This is a genomic window from Candidatus Streptomyces philanthi (assembly GCF_059553635.1).
In genome coordinates this window covers 1-14376 of the sequence record NZ_JCANQV010000149.1, presented here as the reverse complement: position 1 = coordinate 14376, position 14376 = coordinate 1, and the positions used below count along the sequence as shown (strand labels likewise).

The window sequence follows — 14376 nt, the reverse complement described above, 5'->3', positions numbered from 1 at the left end:
CGGCCAGGGCCGCCGCGACCAGGCCGGCGGTGTGCAGCCGGCCCCGGCAGAAGTCCTCCAGGGTGGCGGCGTCCTTGACGCGTCCCGCGGTGACGGCCGGTTCGGCGCCGCCGGAGTGCGCGTGCCCTCCGGCGGGGAACCGGCCGTCGGCGAGGACGAGCAGCGCTGCGCGGCTCATCGGTGGTGCTCCGGGTGGTTCGTCATGGCTGTCAGAAGAGGAAGTAGCGCTGTGCCATGGGGAGTTCGGCGGCGGGGGCCGGTTCGACCGGTTGTCCGTCGATGGTCACCGTGAAGGTGTCGGGGTCCACATGGACGCGGGGCAGGGCGTCGTTGTTGCGCATCGACGCCTTGGTGACGCCCCGGGTGCTGCGGATCGCCTCGAAGGACTTCGCCAGCGGGAGCCGTCCGGCGATGCCGTCCTCGACGGCCTGCGCGGAGACGAAGTTGACGGAGGTGCTGCCGGGGGCCCTTCCGGTGGCGCCGAACATCGGGCGGGGCAGGATCGGCTGCGGGGTGGGGATGGACGCGTTGGCGTCGCCCACCTGCGCGTAGGCGATCTGGCCGCCCTTGATGACCAGCTGCGGCTTGACGCCGAAGAAGGCCGGGTCCCACAGGACGAGGTCGGCGAGCTTGCCGCTCTCGACCGAGCCGACGAGGTGGTCGATGCCCTGGGCGACGGCGGGGTTGATGGTGTACTTGGCGACGTAGCGGCGGGCGCGGTGGTTGTCGGCCGCACGGTCGCCGGCCAGGCTGCCGCGGCGGCGCTTCATGACGTGCGCGGTCTGCCAGGTGCGCATCACGACCTCGCCGATGCGGCCCATGGCCTGGGCGTCGGAGGACATGATCGAGATGGCGCCGAGGTCGTGCAGGATGTCCTCGGCGGCGATGGTGGAGGGCCGGATCCGGGACTCGGCGAAGGCGAGGTCCTCGGGGACGGCGGGGTTGAGGTGGTGGCAGACCATCAGCATGTCGAGGTGTTCCTCGACGGTGTTGACGGTGTGCGGGCGCGTCGGGTTGGTGGACGCGGGCAGCACGTTCGGCTCGGAAACCATCGCGATCATGTCGGGCGCGTGACCGCCGCCCGCGCCCTCGACGTGGAAGGCGTGGAGGGTGCGGCCCGCGACGGCGGCGAGGGTGTCGCCGAGGAATCCGGCCTCGTTGAGGGTGTCGGTGTGGATCGCGAGCTGGGCGCCGCTCTCCTCGCAGACGTCCAGGCAGGCGTCGAGGACGGCGGGGGTGGCGCCCCAGTCCTCGTGGATCTTGAAGCCGAGGATGCCGGCGCGGAGCTGGTCGCGCATCGACTCCTTGGACATGGTGTTGCCCTTGCCGAGGAGGCCGACGTTGACGGGCATGGTGTCCATCGCCTCCAGCAGCCGGGCGATGTGCCAGGAGCCGGGGGTGATGGTGGTGGCCTTGCTGCCCTCGGCGGGGCCGGTGCCGCCGCCGATCAGGGTGGTGACGCCGGAGGCCAGGGCCTCGTCCACCTGCTGGGGGCAGATGAAGTGGACGTGGGTGTCGATGCCGCCCGCGGTGAGGATCTTGCCGTTGCCGGCGATGATCTCGGTCTCGGGGCCGATGACGAGGTCGGGGTGGACGCCGTCCATGGTGTCGGGGTTGCCGGCCTTGCCGAGCGCGGTGACACGGCCGTCACGGATGCCGACGTCGGCCTTGACGACGCCCCAGTGGTCGAGCACGACGACGCCGGTGATCACGGTGTCGGGGGTGCCCTCGGCGCGGGTGGCGAGGGACTGGCCCATCGATTCGCGGATCACCTTGCCGCCGCCGAAGACGGCCTCGTCGCCGGAGCGGCCGGGTCCGCCCGAGCGGTCCTCGGTGATCTCGATGACGAGGTCGGTGTCGGCGAGGCGGATGCGGTCGCCGGTGGTGGGGCCGAACAGGTCGGCGTACGCCTGGCGGCTGAGCTCAGCCATCGACGGGTCCTCCGGTTTCTCCCCGCAGGCCGGGGACGACGCGCTTGCCGCCGATCGGGACGAGTTCGACCTCGGTCGGGATGCGGGGCTCGAAGCGCACGGAGGAGCCGGCCGCGACATTGAGCCGCATGCCGTGCGCGGCCGCGCGGTCGAAGGCGAGGCCGGGGTTGGCCTCGGCGAAGTGGTAGTGGGAGCCGACCTGGACGGGGCGGTCGGCGGTGTTGAGGACGGTCATGCGCGTGAGGGGGAGGCCGTCGTTGAGGCGCACCGGCTCGTCGGCGTAGAGGATCTGTCCCGGGATCATGGTGGGTTCTCCCGCGGTCAGTTGATGGGTTCGTGAACGGTGACGAGCTTGGTGCCGTCGGGGAAGGTCGCCTCGACCTGGACGTCGGGGATCATCTCGGGGACGCCTTCCATGACGTCGTCGCGTCCGAGGACCGTGCGTCCGGAGGACATCAGCTCGGCGACGGTGCGCCCGTCGCGTGCGCCTTCGAGAATGTGCGAGGTCAGCAGGGCCACGGCTTCCGGATGGTTGAGTTTCAGCCCCCGGGCTCGCCTCTTTTCGGCCACGTCGGCCGCCACATGAATCATCAGGCGTTCCTGTTCATGCGGGGTCAGTTGCATATGTTCCACCTCACAGTGTTCCTGCCCGGACACCCATTCGTCCAGGTCACGGGTGTGGACACGCCCGTATCGGTAGATGTATCACACAGTAATTAAAGGAGGGGCAAACTGTCCGCGAGGCAATGCTCCGTCAACTCCCCGACGGGCAGCGGGAAGTTCGCCGGGATATCGGCCGGCATCCCCCGTACGCGGGAATCGGCGGACCCTTCTCGCGCCTGATCGGCCGGGGCGGCAATTACCCGGTGTCACCGCGCGGCAACCGCATTCCGATACCGCATTCCGCGCCGGAATTGACGAATCCGAGCGGGGAAATGGTGGTGCATTCCACACTCGGGAACGCGGGCCCGCTTCCGGCCATCCGGACCATTCGCCGCAACCGGGGCACGGTCCGCTCCGCGAACACCACTGTCCGGTAGAGGGCTTGACGGACACCGTCCGTTCACGAATCCTCATGTTCGCGTCAATCGCTCCGCGTCACCCCCCACACTCAGCATCGGAGCCCTCCGTGACCCGTTCCTCCCGCACCCGTCGCGCCGTACTGGCCGCCGGCGCCTGCGCCGCCGCCCTCGCCCTGCTGGGCCCCGCCGCGGCCGCCCAGGCCACCGCCTCCGCCCCCTCCGCGGCACCGGACATCCCCGTCGCCTCGGTCAAGGCGCACCTCGACACGTTCCAGTCCATAGCCGACGCCAACGGTGGCAACCGCGCCCACGGCAAGCCCGGCTTCAAGGCGTCCCTGGACTACGTCAAGGGGAAGCTGGACGCCGCCGGCTTCACCACCAGCGTCCAGTCGTTCACCTACGGCGGCGCCAAGGGCTACAACCTCATCGCCGACTGGCCCGGCGGCGATGAGAGCCAGACCGTCATGGCCGGCGCCCACCTCGACTCCGTCGGCCGCGGCCCCGGCATCAACGACAACGGCTCCGGGTCGGCCGGCATCCTGGAGGTCGCGCTGGCGGTCTCCCGCGCGCACCTCCAGCCCGCCAAGCACCTGCGGTTCGGCTGGTGGGGCGCCGAGGAGTACGGCATGATCGGCTCCTCCCACTACGTCGACAGCCTCGGCGCCGACACATCGAAGATCGACGCGTACCTCAACTTCGACATGATCGGCTCGCCGAACCCCGGGTACTTCGTCTACCGCTACGACGACCGGCTGGAGAAGGTCTTCAAGGACTGGTTCGCGCAGAAGAACATCGCCACGGAGCCGGACACCGAGGGCGACGGGCGCTCCGACCACGCCCCGTTCCAGAACGCCGGCGTCCCGGTCGGCGGCCTGTTCTCCGGCGCCGACTACATCAAGACCGACACCCAGGCGAAGAACTGGGGCGGCACGGCGGGCAAGGCGTTCGACGCCTGCTACCACGCCGCCTGCGACACCTCGAAGAACATCGACGACACCGCGCTGCACAACAACAGCGACGCCATCGCCAATGCCCTGTGGGAGCTCAGCTCCTGACCGCTCCCCCGGCACACCGGCCCCTCCCCGGGGCCCCGCTCACCCGTCCTGGCCCGGCCGCCGATCCCCGGCGGCCGGGCCGCGGTGTTCCGCCGCGATACCGAACCGCCGCCGTTCGCCCGCAGCGGACGCCGCCGTGCGGAACCCCGAGACCGTACTGATCACCTGCTCCTCCTCCGGCGCCGCCTCGCGCTCCCCGATCTCCTCAAGACGTCGCAGGTCAACGGCGGACACCAGGGCGACGAGGGGTTTGCCGTGGCGGGTGACGACCACCCGCTCACCGCCGTAGACAACGCGGTTGATCAGCTCCGCCAGCTCGGCTCGGGCTTGCGTCACCGGAATCTCGTAGGCCATGCTCCCCAGTCTATGTATCGCCCACCTGGTCCGCCCTGGACCGTGGCGACAGGTGAATGTCCAGGTCAGAGGCTCTCGGGTGCTCTCGCTTACGGGAAATGCGTGAGACGCAGCGTTTTCTGGCCGCACTGAATCCCGGCGAGTCTCCGGTACGGCGGAACGCCCACCTCGACGCCCTGCACAGAGCGACGGCCGGTCGAGTGCTTGCCCGTCGACGCACCGGGGGCCGGGCGGAGATCCGCCCGGCCCCCACATCGGCGAGCCGCAGGAGGCATCGCACACCGTAGGCGGTCGGCGCTACGAGCAGGTGGTGCCGGCCGCCGGGACCTTGCCGTCCAGCAGGTAGCCGTCGACGGCCTTCTTCAGGCAGGGGTTGCCGGTGTTGTAGCCGCCGTGGCCCTCTCCCTTGAGGGTGAGCTCGATGCCCACGCCGTCACCCAGTTCCCTGGCCATGTTCCTGGCTCCCTCGTACGGGGTGGCCGGGTCGCCGGTGTTGCCGATGACGACGATGGGGGCCGAGCCCTTGGCGCCGACCTCGGTCCTGTCGGTCCTGCCGGCGACCGGCCAGTCGGTGCAGCCGACCAGCCCCCAGGCCATGGTCTCGCCGAAGACCGGTGACGCCTTGCGGAACTCCGGCATCTTCGCCTTCACGTCGTCGGTGGTGTAACGCCGGTTGTCGTCCACACAGCTGATGGCACGGTGGGCGGCCTGGGAGTTGTCGTAGTGGCCCTGCTCGTCACGGCCGCTGTAGGCGTCGGCGAGTGCCAGCAGCACGTTGCCCTGACCGCCGTGCATCGCCTCGCTCAGCGCGATCGTCAGGATGTCCCAGGTCTCCTGGTCGTAGAGCGTCGCCACGATGCCGGTGACCGCCATGTCCTGGGTGAGCTTGCGGCCGCTCTCGGTGGGCAGCGGGTGCTTGTCGAGCTTCTTCAGCAACGCGGCGAGCTTCTCGTTGCCCTCCTTCCCGCCCGTTCCGGTCGGGCAGCCGGAGCCCTGCGTGGCGCAGTCCTTCATGTAGTTGTCCAGCGCGAGCTGGAAGCCCTTCGCCTGGCCGATGGATCCGGAGACGGGGTCCTGGGTCGGGTCCACGACGGCGTCAAGTACCGAGCGGCCCACGTTCTTCGGGAAGAGGTGGGCGTAGACGCCGCCGAGCTTGGTGCCGTACGAGATGCCGAAGTAGTTCAGCTTCTTGTCGCCGAGGACCGCGCGCAGGAGGTCCATGTCACGCGCGGCGCTCACCGTGTCCACATGGGGAAGCATCTTCCCGGAGTTCCGCCGGCAGGCTTCGGCGTACTTCTTGTTGGCGGCGGTGGCGGCCTTGAGCTCGGCGTCGTCGTCCGGCGAGCCGTCGGCCGCGGACATGGCGTCGGTCTCCTTGTCGCCCAGACACGTCACCCCCGCGCTCGCCCCCACACCGCGCGGGTCGAAGCTGACCAGGTCGTAGCGCGAGCGCAGGGTGTCGTAGTCGTTGGCGAGGTCGGGGAGGGTGGTGACGCCGGAGCCACCGGGACCGCCGAAGTTGAAGACGAGCGATCCCAGGCGCCCGCCCTGCTCCTTGGCCTTGGTGCGGATCAGCGCGATGCCGATCGTCTCACCGTCCGCCTTGGCGTAGTCCAGCGGCGCCTTGAGCGTGGCGCACTCCCACTCGCCGCCCGGGGCCTTGCCGCCGCCCTGCGCGGGAGTCGGTGCCGCGCACTGCTTCCAGCTCGGCTTCTGCCCGGTCAGCGAAGCCGGCAGCGCGCTCGTCGCCGGGCCGGAAGCGGACGACGAGGGCTTCGCCGTGGCCGACGCGGTCTTCGAGGATTCGTTGCCGGAGCACCCGACGACCGTGCCGGCGGCCACTATGACGGCCGCACTCAGCGCACCGACACGTACGGCCTTGGGAGCAGCTATGGGCATGGAGCGATTCCAATCTTTCGTACCGGGTGTGAGGAAGACAGGGCGAACGGACTCCGCGAACGGCCGGGGACGGTACGGCGGGGAACGGAAAATCGGCCGCCTGTGCCAACCGGCCGACCATGTTGATCAGGGCGGGTGGCACACGCCGCTGGTGCGGGGGCCGATACCACCATCTTGGCGGCAGAGCGCGGCTCAGCGGATCGGCCTCAAGGGTCGATCAGCCGTCACCCTGCGGGAGGAGCCTCGGAACGAAAGTCGCTTCCGCCGGCGCGGGCAAGGCGGCGCTCCGCGTACGGCTCGTCGACGCAGCGTGACCGATCTATACCGTTTTGCGCATGTTTCTCGGCGGCCGGCATCGAGGGCACCGGCTGGGCCGTGACGCGGAGGACGGGGCGACGCAGCAGAAGAACCCGTACTGCCCGCTGTCCTGATGCCGGGCGGGGCCGTACGGGCAACTTTCGTCGTCGGCCGTCGCGCCCAAGGGCGAGTGCGGCGTCCGGCTGCGGCTGCTTAACGTGGCCGCGTGACAAGTGGGCGGCGTACGGACCTCAGGGCGTCGGCTCGCCAGGCACTGGTGGCGGCGCTGCGCCCGGCGCCCCGGCGGCCGACCGGTCCCGGCCGGCAAGGCGACCGTCACCTTCGCCACCGCATACGCCCTCAGCCTCCTGAGGGAGCCGTTCTCCCTCAGGATGGCCCTTACCTCGTCGTCCCGCTGTTGTTGGTCGTGATCATCGTACCTGGCCCCATCAGCCGCTACGGGTGGCAGCACCGCACGCTGACGGAGGCCCTGCGCGAGGTGACGACGTCTACGGCCGGCCCGGTCAGGAGGCGGGGAGGACGGGCGCCGACGGCCGCGCCGTCGACCGCCTCTCCGGCAACCCGCGGCCCGGCGGCGCACGGCGGAGTCGTCGACTGCCCGGCTTCGCCCTCGACGCCCCCCGGGCGCCGCCTTGCGCGAGGCTCCTACCCGCAGCCGGCCCTGATCCAGGTCGTGGTCCTCAGCCGCGACGGGCGCCCGGGACCGCTTCCTCCCGGGACGCCGCCCGCGCGATCTCGTCGGCGACCCGTTCGGTGGCTGCTCGGCTCGTCCGGCTGATGACTGTGAACGAGATGAAGTCGTGCACGAGCCCGCTCTCTCGCAGGACTCGGGTCGGTACCCCGTGCGCGAGGAGCCGGTCGGCGTACGCGAGTGCCTCGTCCCGGAGCGGATCGAACCCGGCGACGGAGACCACGGCAGGAGGCAGGCCGTCCAGGTTCCCGAGCAGGGGCGGGGCGCGGGGGTCCGTCACATCGGTCCCGGTGGGCAGGTAGTGGCCTCCGAACCACTTGATCTGCTTGGCGGTCAGGGCCGGGGAGTCGGCGAACTCGCGGCGGGAGGGCCGTTGGACCGACATGTCCACGACCGGGTACATCAGGACCTGGAGACAGGGCTGGACCTCGTGGCCGCGCAGCCGCTGGCACAGCACAGCAGCAAGGTTGCCCCCGGAGCTGTCGCCGGCGACGGCGATGCGCCGAGGAGACAGGCCCCACTGCGAGGCATGCTCGACCGCGTCATCCCAGGTGGTCAGCGCGTCGTCGTGCGCGGCGGGGAACGGATGCTCCGGAGCGTCACGGTGTCGGCGAGGACGACGGGCTTCCCGTCCACGCGCTGTTGGACTCCCCCGAGGAACCGCATGTTGAGGCCGGTCGCCGTCACGATGACATCGGCCTTCAGCCCCTTCCTGATCGACATCGAGCCGGCCAAGTCGCTGCCACCCCGCGTCCAGGGTCTCGTCGGATTCCGCTCCCAGTACCCAAAGGGGACTCCGGGACTCTGGCAGGTCGACTACAGCGAACTCGCAGATCATCTCGGGCTTCGAGGCCGGTAAGTCTTCCTTCGGCAAGCTCACTCGCAGCCGGGGCCTCGACCTGGTCCTGACGGGCACCCGTATTCCCTTCCAACCCAGCTCCCCGCCAACCTGAATCCGGGTCGAAGCCAGCCGCTGAGCCCGGCACGCTCCCGGCGGCTGTCCGGGGCGGGCCGCTGCGCTGTGCACGGTGAGCCGTTCGGGTCGCGTCCCGGTAACGCCGGGGATCATCGCCGCTCCCGTGCGGAGGGCCGACCGCAGGATGACCACATGGCTTCCCCCACGGTGCGTGATCAGGTCCGGGCTTTCCTCAAGGAGACGGGCACTTCTGTGGTGTTCGGCAATCCCGGCTCGACCGAACTGCCGTTCTTCACCGACTGGCCGGACGACGTGCGGTGGGTGATGGCGTTGCAGGAGGCGTCGGCGGTGGCCATGGCGGACGGCTATGCCCAGGCCACGGGTCGTCCGGCGCTGGTGAGCCTGCACTCGGCCGCCGGTGTGGGCAACGGCCTGTGCGCGGTGTACTCGGCCTTCCGCAACTACAGTCCGGTGGTGATCCTGGCCGGGCAGCAGGTCCGCTCGATGCAGCCGGGCGAGCCCTATCTTTTCGCGGAACGGGCCACCGAGTTCCCCCACCCGTACGTGAAGTGGGCGAGCGAACCGGCCCTCGCCGAAGACGTCCCACCGGCGCTGGCGCGCGCCTGGCATGTCGCCGCGCAGCGGCCCTCCGGCCCCGCCTTCGTGTCCGTGCCCATGGACGACTGGGACCGGTCGGCCGGGCCCAGGCGCCTGCGCGTGGTGACCGACCGGTTCGGGCCCGGCCCCGGTTCGCTGGACGGGGTCGCGGCGAAGCTGGCAGCCGCCCGGTCCCCGGTCCTGGTGATCGGACCCGAGGTGGACCGCGACGGCGCCACCGGCCTCGCCGTCACCCTGGCCGACCGTACCGGCGCCACCGTGTGGACCAGCCCGCACACCCACCGCACCGGCTTCCCCGAAACCCATCCCGGCTTCCGCGGACAGCTCGCCCCCGTCCGGAAACTGATCCGCGAGAGCCTCGACGGCGCCGACCTGGTGGTGGTCCTCGGCGCCCCGGTGTTCCTCTACCACGTGCCCAGTGACGGCCCGTGCGTGGCGGAGGGCACCGAGGTGTTCCAGCTCAGCGAGGACCCCGCTGTTCTCTCCCGCGCGGAGACCGGCACCGGCATTCGCACCACCCAGCGCGACGGACTCGCCGCCCTCCTTGCCCAGCTCCCCGGCACCGCCGGACGGCCGCAGCCCGTCCCCGCCGCACGCCCGGCCCCCGAACCGAGTACACCGATGCGCGCCGAGTACGTGCTGCATCTGCTCGGGCACGTGCTGCCCCCGGAGACGGTTCTGGTCGAAGAAGCGCCCACGGTGCGGGAGGCCCGCTGGCAGCACCTGCCCGTGCGGCGCCCCGGCGGTTACTTCAACACCGCCGGCGGCGGCCTGGGCTGGGGCCTTCCGGCCTCCGTGGGTATCGTCCTCGCCGAACCCGCACGCCCCGTGATCTGCCTCATCGGCGACGGCGCCTCCCAGTACTCCGTCCAGGCGCTGTGGACCGCCGCACAACTCGGCCTGCGGCTCATTGTCATCGTCCTCAACAACGGCGAATACGCCGCGCTGAAAGACCTCGCCGTCACCCTCGGCGCCGCCCACCAGCCTTCCTACGACCTGCCCGGCATCGACATTCCCCGCCTCGCCCAGGCCTACGGCTGCACCGGCCTGCGCGCCACCACCCCCGGCAGCGTCACCGACGCCGTACGCCAGGCGCTACAGGCCCGGACCACCACCGTCATCGACATCCCCATCGCCCCCGCCACCAGCCCCCTCTACGCCTGAGAAGACAGCCCACCGGGAACACAACGCGGAGCCGGCCGACACCCCGACGGGACGTCACAAAGCTTCCGGCAAGCGATCTACCTCGCAGGCTCGGCACACGGGCCTCGGACGGGCACCCGATGGAGGGAAGCTCGTCATCCGCACGGGCCACCAGCGCGCCGAATCCGCGGGAAAGGGGAAAAGGAAGTCGGACCGGCTCCCGCCCACGGAGGTTTGGAAGATGACCCAGAGCATCACCAGAAACGGCACCGATCAGGATGTGGACGCCGCACTGGTCTCAAGCGTCGAACAATTCCTGGCCATGGCGCGCCTGCACCGGATCGCCGACCCCGAGGAGCGCTTGGCCTTCTACGAGAAGGCCCTCCCGAAAGACATCTGCAACCTCGGCATCGCGAACAACGTACTCCTGTTCGATCTGCTGAAGAAGAACGTCTTCGACCAGGTGACGCTCACCGAGGAGGACGCCAAGTATGCCGTGCCGCCCTACGGCGCGCAGGACCTGCTCGATGTGATCACCGACTTTCTGCACTCCAGGTTCTCGGTCGGGATCGACTCGAAGTTCGACGTGTACGCGACCGCCGGAGGCTCCAGCGCCTTGGAGTGCCTGGCGTTCGGACTGATCCACGGCGGGGTACTGAAGCGCGGGGACCGGGTCATGCTGCCGGCGCCGTTCTGGCCCGGCTTTCTGTGGTGCTTCGAGCAGCGGCCCGGGCTGCAGTGCGTGCCCGTGCACCTCGACGGGGACGATCAGTTCACCTTGTCCGTCGACGCCCTGAAGCGCGCGTACGAGGCCTGCTCCGAGCCCAAGCCCAAGCTGCTGGTCCTGACCAACCCGCACAACCCGCTCGGCGTCAACTACAAGAAGCAACTGCTGGAGGACATCTGCCAGTGGGCGCTGGGCAAGCAGATGCACATCGTCTCCGACGAGATCTACTCCTACTCCCAGAGCACCGGCACGGAGGGCTTCCACAGCGTCCTCTCGACGGACGCCTACGGCACCGACCCCGACCGCATCCACCTCGTGTACGGGCTGACCAAGGACTTCGGGCTGTCCGGCTTCCGGATCGGCTTCCTCATCTCCAAGTCGAACGACGTCCGTACGGTCATGCAGGGCGACGAGACGCTGAAGTCCCTGACCTGGTTCGGCCCCCTCGACTCCCTCAAGAGCGCATACGTGCGCAAGCTGTTCACCACCACCAAAAAGGACCAGAACGGCAATGAAGTTTCGGTACTGAGCGACTTCCCGAAAACGCTCATGACGGAATACTCCAAGCGCCTGAAAGCCGCTTTCGATACGACCGCAAAGAAACTCAAGGACAACAAGATCCCGTACGTGGGCGACGGCGACAAGTCTCCCCGCAATGCCGCCCAGTTCTTCCTGATCGACCTGAAAGATTACCTCAACAAGAAGTTCCCTCCGGACCTGGTGCCGATCAACCACGAGATCGACCAGCGCGAAGCCCTCCTGGGGGCGTACCTGGTGAAGGACGCAAAGACTCTCCTCCTGCCCGGAGGGGAAATGCACTGCCCCCGCCCCGGGTACTTCCGGATGTGCTACACCGCCGACACCACCGACAATGTAGCGAAGGCCATCGACAACATCGCCGCCTCGCTCAAGAAGCTCGGCTGAGATGCCCGGGGTGGAAACCGCCGGCCAGGGCGGCGAACGAAAAGGCGGCCACCGAGGCAACCACCCTTCCGCGGTCATGAGACCTGATCAGACGGCGGTATCCGATTTCCCGGCCTTCACGGGACAGGCGTCCTTGGCCGGGTGGAAGCCGAAGGCGGCGCCGTAGAGGGAGATTTCCGCCTCCAGCGCGATGCTGATGTTCTCTTCCTTGCGGAATCCGTGGGTTTCGCCGTGGAAGCCGACGTAGGAGTGGCTGGGTGGCTCATCCCGCTGGTGCTCGGACCACCCTTTCATCATGCCGGTCAGGAACGCGTAGCACTGGGCGGGTGGGCAGATGGGGTCCTCCAGACCCTGGAGGATCACGAACGGGGCGCTGATGCGAGCGGTGTTGTTGCTCGGGGAGCGTTCCTTGTACCGGTCAGGGTGCTGGCTGACCTCCCCGACCAAGCGTTCCACGTAGTGGGACTCGAAGTCATGGGTGGTGCCCGTGGCGAAGGAGAGGAGGTCGAGCACCGGGTACATGACCGTCGCGGCTCCAAAGACCTTGTCCTCGGGCCGCTGCTCCGAGGTCAACGCGACGGCACTGGTGAAGCCGCCCGCGCTGCCGCCCCGGATCGCGAGCTGATGCGGGTGCGCCAGCTTGTCCTTGACGAGGGCTTTGGCGATGTCCTCGGTGTCGTGGATGCCGACCACGCCCCACTGTTCCCGGAGCCGGTTGCGGTATTCGCGGCCGTAGCCCGTGGAGCCTCCGTAGTCGGCCTGGGCGACGCCGATGCCCCGACTGGTGAAGTACGCCACCGTCAGGTCCAGGGTGCGGCCGGCGCGGGCGGTGGGACCTTTGTGGATGAAGATCACATACGGAGGCAGGGCCCCGGGGGGCGACGGGCTGTGGCGGGGGTTGCGCGGCGGATAGACGGTGGCATGGATCTGCCGGCCGTCCCGGTTGGTGAAGTTCAGCCCCTCCTTGGGCACGGGGAGGTAGTCGGCGATGTCGATCTCCAACTCGCCGCGTACCGACGGCTCGACGTCCCGTACGGCGTGATGGATCGAGGGCCGGAGGACGTACGCGCCGACGGCGACAAGGTCGCTTCGGGGGCGCTCGGGCTTTTCCTCCACCCCCACCACCGCGCCGTCGGGGCCGATGCCGACCACGCCGAAGGCCCGGGGATCGGCCACCCGCGCGGGCAGCGCTTGCGCCTCGGGTCCGTGGGACCGGAAGTCGTCCACCAGCGGGGCGAGTCCCCCGGAGAGGAAGAGGTCTCCCATGTGGAGGACAAACGCATCGTTGCCGAGGAAGGGGCGGGCGATGCGTACGGCGCGCGCCACCCCGAGAGGCTGCTCCTGCCGCAGATACGTGATGTCGAGGCCGAACCGGGCCCCGTCCCCCACCGCCCGCCGGATCTGGTCCGCCATGGCCCCGACGACGATGCCGGTTTCGGTGATGCCGGCGGCGGCGATGGCCCGCAGCGTGTGGAAGAGCACGGGTTCGTTGGCCACCGGCACCAGGCTCTTGGCCAAGGTGTGAGTGATCGGCCTCAGTCTGCTTCCCAGCCCGCCGGCCGGGACGAGCGCCTTCAGGGCAGCCATCGGTCCGAGGGTGGCAGGAGCAGGACGCCCACGCCAACGGGGACGGGCCCTTGACCCGTCGTCCCGCGGACGGTGCTCATCGGCCCTCCTCCCCGGTTTCGCGACCGGTCGCGCTCGTCGAACAGATACGGGAGCAGCAGTTCGGAGTCCCGGTCCACGCCGCAGGTAAGCCGCGCGAGTTCGTTTCCGCTGATGGCGAAGTCGTCGGAGTGGTCGGTGAAGCACCCAGCGAGAGTAACGTACGTCCTGTACATTTTTCACAGATGAGGGGAGTCGACATGCCGCGACCGCTTCCGACCGCCCGCCACGTCCTTCCGGAGTTCACCGAACGCACCTCCTACGGGACCCGCACCCTCGACCCGTACTCCAAGCTGCTCGGCGAGCGGATCGTTTTTCTGGGGACCCCCGTGGACGATGCCGCCGCCAACGACGTGATGGCGCAGCTCGTGCACCTCGAACACGCCGCCCCGGAGCGGGACATCTCGCTCTACATCAACTCGCCCGGCGGCTCCTTCACCGCGATGACCGCGATCTACGACACGATGCGGTACGTCTCCTGCGACATCGAGACGGTCTGCCTCGGGCAGGCCGCCTCCGCGGCCGCCGTTCTGCTGGCGGCCGGCACGCCCGGCAAGCGCCTGGCGCTGCCCGGCGCGCGGGTGCTGATCCATCAGCCGGCCCTCGACGCGCCCGTCCAGGGGACGACCAGTGAGCTGGTGATCCACGCGGAGGAACTGCTGCGCACCCGCGCCCTGTTGGAGGAGATGCTGGTGCGGCACACCGGGCAGCCCCCGGAGCGGATCGCCGCCGACATCGAACGCGACACGATCCTCGACGCCGAGGCCGCGCGGGAGTACGGGTTGGTCGACGGCCTCACCCGCTCCCGCAAGGCGTCCGCGCCGCAGGGCGGGTGGTGAGTGCGGATGCTGCCCGAGCTGCCGCCGCTGCCCGCACTGACGCGGGCCGAGGGTGAGCTGGTCGACAGCTATCTCCAGGTGCTCGACCTGCTGGGCCGGATCAACCCGGCCCGCCCGGGGCACACCTACGGCGCACTGCGCGCCGCCCAGGCACTGGTCGGCCGTGCGACCGCCCTGCGGGACGCGCTCACCCTGATGCACGACCGGCGCGAGGAGGAGCTGCACGCCGCGACGCTGGCGCGGGCACTGCGGGTGCTGGACGGGGAGCGCCGGG

The 14376-nt window shown here is 69.7% G+C and carries 13 protein-coding genes and 1 pseudogene; 5 read left to right on the top strand and 9 right to left on the bottom strand.

All coding sequences use genetic code 11. From position 1 onward, the window contains the following. The 4 genes and pseudogenes from AC51EU_RS18270 to AC51EU_RS18255 all read right to left on the bottom strand — a co-directional run. Positions 1-178, bottom strand: a pseudogene (locus AC51EU_RS18270) (urease accessory protein UreF); the annotation flags it as partial. 31 nt (positions 179-209) lie between these two features. Further along, entirely contained in the window at positions 210-1931 is a 1722-nt protein-coding gene (locus AC51EU_RS18265; RefSeq protein ID WP_496268049.1) for an urease subunit alpha, read from the bottom strand. Next, positions 1924-2235, bottom strand: coding sequence for an urease subunit beta (locus AC51EU_RS18260; protein WP_496268048.1), 312 nt, complete (start codon positions 2233-2235; stop codon positions 1924-1926). The genes AC51EU_RS18265 and AC51EU_RS18260 overlap by 8 nt, the downstream gene beginning before the upstream one ends. A 17-nt stretch (positions 2236-2252) precedes the next feature. Beyond that, a complete protein-coding gene (locus tag AC51EU_RS18255) occupies positions 2253-2555 on the bottom strand; it encodes an urease subunit gamma (RefSeq protein WP_496268047.1) in 303 nt (100 codons plus the stop codon). 505 nt (positions 2556-3060) lie between these two features. Here AC51EU_RS18255 and AC51EU_RS18250 point away from each other — a divergent pair. Further along, the gene (locus AC51EU_RS18250) at positions 3061-4008 is read left to right on the top strand and encodes a M28 family metallopeptidase (RefSeq protein WP_496268046.1); all 948 of its coding nucleotides are present in this window, start codon (positions 3061-3063) and stop codon (positions 4006-4008) included. Positions 4009-4047: 39 nt separating this feature from the next. Here AC51EU_RS18250 and AC51EU_RS18245 read toward each other — a convergent pair whose 3' ends face one another. From AC51EU_RS18245 to AC51EU_RS18230, 4 genes are all read right to left on the bottom strand, one after another. Further along, positions 4048-4362 (bottom strand): type II toxin-antitoxin system Phd/YefM family antitoxin, encoded by a 315-nt coding sequence (locus AC51EU_RS18245; protein WP_496268045.1) that lies wholly within the window; start codon positions 4360-4362, stop codon positions 4048-4050. 297 nt (positions 4363-4659) lie between these two features. Further along, a complete protein-coding gene (locus tag AC51EU_RS18240; protein WP_496268044.1) occupies positions 4660-6261 on the bottom strand; it encodes an alpha/beta hydrolase in 1602 nt (533 codons plus the stop codon). A 998-nt stretch (positions 6262-7259) separates the two neighbouring features. Further along, positions 7260-7829, bottom strand: coding sequence for an alpha/beta hydrolase (locus tag AC51EU_RS18235; protein ID WP_496268050.1), 570 nt, complete (start codon positions 7827-7829; stop codon positions 7260-7262). Continuing rightward, a complete protein-coding gene (locus tag AC51EU_RS18230) occupies positions 7826-7993 on the bottom strand; it encodes a hypothetical protein (protein ID WP_496268051.1) in 168 nt (55 codons plus the stop codon). Before AC51EU_RS18230 ends, AC51EU_RS18235 begins: the two co-directional genes overlap by 4 nt. A gap of 385 nt (positions 7994-8378) precedes the next feature. Between AC51EU_RS18230 and mdlC the strand changes: the two genes are divergently transcribed. Both mdlC and AC51EU_RS18220 read left to right on the top strand, forming a co-directional pair. Beyond that, entirely contained in the window at positions 8379-9968 is a 1590-nt protein-coding gene (mdlC, locus tag AC51EU_RS18225; protein ID WP_496268043.1) for a benzoylformate decarboxylase, read from the top strand. A gap of 220 nt (positions 9969-10188) precedes the next feature. After that, complete coding sequence (locus AC51EU_RS18220) at positions 10189-11598, top strand: pyridoxal phosphate-dependent aminotransferase (RefSeq protein ID WP_496268042.1); 1410 nt, start codon at positions 10189-10191, stop codon at positions 11596-11598. An 87-nt stretch (positions 11599-11685) separates the two neighbouring features. On the opposite strand, the gene AC51EU_RS18215 is transcribed toward AC51EU_RS18220, so the two are convergent. Beyond that, positions 11686-13185, bottom strand: a complete 1500-nt coding sequence (locus AC51EU_RS18215; RefSeq protein ID WP_496268041.1) for a prolyl oligopeptidase family serine peptidase — start codon at positions 13183-13185, stop codon at positions 11686-11688. A gap of 278 nt (positions 13186-13463) precedes the next feature. Here AC51EU_RS18215 and AC51EU_RS18210 point away from each other — a divergent pair, with 278 nt between their 5' ends. Both AC51EU_RS18210 and AC51EU_RS18205 read left to right on the top strand, forming a co-directional pair. Further along, complete coding sequence (locus AC51EU_RS18210; protein WP_496268040.1) at positions 13464-14102, top strand: ATP-dependent Clp protease proteolytic subunit; 639 nt, start codon at positions 13464-13466, stop codon at positions 14100-14102. Positions 14103-14108: 6 nt separating this feature from the next. Next, the coding region (locus AC51EU_RS18205; RefSeq protein WP_496268039.1) for a hypothetical protein at positions 14109-14376 on the top strand (268 nt) is incomplete at its 3' end.